The organism is uncultured Nostoc sp., assembly GCF_937863485.1.
Lineage (GTDB): Bacteria > Cyanobacteriota > Cyanobacteriia > Cyanobacteriales > Nostocaceae > Nostoc.
The window spans coordinates 1-2,119 of the sequence record NZ_CALMFY010000146.1; the positions used below are offsets into that span (position 1 = coordinate 1).

The following is a 2,119-nucleotide window of genomic DNA, read 5'->3' on the forward strand; positions in this document are numbered from 1 at the left end:
ATTTATTAGCGATCGCACCTTTTTTGTCCAACCTCACAAAATCGCGTTGCTCCCACCCGATGTGGTATTACTTGATGAGCCTCTGAGTAGTCTGGATGCTCAAACACGCGCTCTCTTACAGGATGAATTCCTCCAAGTATGGCGTGATACGGGATGCACGTTTGTCTTGGTAACTCATGACCTGGATGAAGCGATCGCACTTTCGGAACGCGTATTTCTCTTAAGGGCACGTCCTGGTAGAATTGTCAAGGAATTTCAGATTGATTTGCCCACAGAAAGATCGGCGATCGCCATTCGTACCGATCCCAGATTTCAGAAAATCCAACGTGAGATGTGGTCAGAGTTAACCACACAAGTATTACAACAACAAGACCGAGGATTCTCGCTTTTTAAAGCTTAATTGAATAATATGAGAACTACCCGCAATAGAATTTTAGCCTTTGGACAATCTTCTCTCTTTGATAGCAATAAAAAGTTAAAAAATCCCCGTTCTCACTCCAATCAAATCCGATGGGGACAACGCATACTACAACTAGCGATACAGCTTACACCTCTGGCTGTGGTTTTACTAGTGTGGGAAGTTGGCACAGGAGCATTTAACATTTCTCCGTTTATTGAACCGACACTTGTCGGTAAACCAAGTGCTATTGTCCAAGAGGTATGGCAATTATTATTTAGTGGCAGTATATTTCAGCACATCTTTGTGACATTTCAAGAGGCGATAACCGGACTAGCCTTAGCAATAATTGGCGGTATTAGTCTCGGAATTGTTCTAGCTTATTCTCCATTAGGGGCAAAAATTACTCTTCCTTACGTTCAGATATTTAATTCTCTACCTCGTATTGCCCTAGCTCCCTTTTTCATTGTTTGGTTTGGGATAGGATTACTCTCGAAAGTATTACTATCAGCTTTAGCTGCTTTTTTTCTGATATTTTTTACAACTTATCAGGGACTCCAAAGCATTGAACGCGAATTAGTTTCTGCTTTTCAGGTCATGGGTGCAAATCGCTGGCAGATGTTGTATATGGTTGTATTGCCTTCGGTTCTCAGCTGGGTAATTGCTGGAATTCGCACGAGTTTGGGTATGGCTTTAGTAGGGGCATTAGTAGCTGAGTATATCGGTTCAACGCAGGGATTAGGTTATCTGTTGATGTCAGCACAGGGAACTTTGAACGTTGATAAAGCTTGGGCAATATTAGTAGTTTTGGGATTCATTAGCGTTTTACTCGATTGGGGGGTGCGTGTTCTAGAAGCCTACGTTTTACGCTGGCGACCCAATCCTAGAGAACTATAGAGTTTTACCATCAAGAGATCGCATATGGCATCACCGTGCCAAAAAAGGTTTTTTGTATGCTAAGGAATTTTCAAGTGCCTGAAACAACGATCTCTCAGAGGTCATAACTATAGGATTTAGGCATAATCAAAGCGTAGGCGTAGCCCGTGCTTTGTATACAAAAGCTCTAGAATTTATAAATGACAAAAGTTTTCGGAGAGTGACACAAGAGGGGTATAACTTACTAGAGTGAGCACAACAGCAAGCTCTACGATGAGGAAACCTCTATTGCTATCAAAAAGCAAAACCATAAATGTGCATCCTGCGGTTTGAAATTCATCGGTGAGGAACGAGTACACCTGCACCACCCGCACTTTCATCAGGTGTTTTTCCATCTTCTTTTTGAACTGCACCGGCTTACGTCCTGGCTCCCAGTCGCTCAATTCTTCAAGGAGTTGCGCTGCCAGTTGTTCACCGCCAGCGATCGCTGATTCCCGTAGCCTTTGCTCCAGATTTTGGTCATACTGTTGTATGAACTGGCTAATCTGGTCAAGACATTCAGCTTGTTGCTGGTTGAGTTGCTCAGAAAGTGCCGGGATAATCACCGGACGACCAATAACAACTTGCAAATAGTCTTCAAGGTCGGTCAGAGTCGGAAATGCTCTTAGCAAGTTGGCTTTTACAGATTCTTGCTTATCCTGCGATAATTCCCAAGTATGGAGTGAGAGAAACTGGTCAATCCGTTCCTGGTAATCTACAAGTCCCGCTTCGTAATCAGCTTTTAATTGATTTGACAATTATGGGAAAAGACCTGCTTCTGAAATTAGAGCGTGAAACTCTTCTCCA

The 2,119-nt window shown here is 42.9% G+C and carries 1 protein-coding gene and 3 pseudogenes; 3 read left to right on the forward strand and 1 reads right to left on the reverse strand.

Features of this window, described 5'->3' with window-relative positions; all coding sequences use genetic code 11:
- From Q0541_RS19165 to Q0541_RS34505, 3 genes and pseudogenes are all read left to right on the forward strand, one after another.
- Nucleotides 1-400, forward strand: a pseudogene (locus Q0541_RS19165) (hypothetical protein); the annotation flags it as partial.
- 9 nt (nucleotides 401-409) lie between these two features.
- Nucleotides 410-1,294 (forward strand): ABC transporter permease, encoded by an 885-nt coding sequence (locus Q0541_RS19170; protein ID WP_298913649.1) that lies wholly within the window; start codon nucleotides 410-412, stop codon nucleotides 1,292-1,294.
- Between the two features lie 215 nt (nucleotides 1,295-1,509).
- Nucleotides 1,510-1,641 (forward strand): annotated as a pseudogene (locus Q0541_RS34505) (HNH endonuclease); the annotation flags it as partial.
- Here Q0541_RS34505 and Q0541_RS34510 read toward each other — a convergent pair.
- Nucleotides 1,636-2,061: pseudogene (locus tag Q0541_RS34510) on the reverse strand (hypothetical protein); the annotation flags it as partial. The pseudogenes Q0541_RS34505 and Q0541_RS34510 sit on opposite strands and share 6 nt — an antisense overlap.
- Nucleotides 2,062-2,119 lie beyond the last annotated feature (58 nt).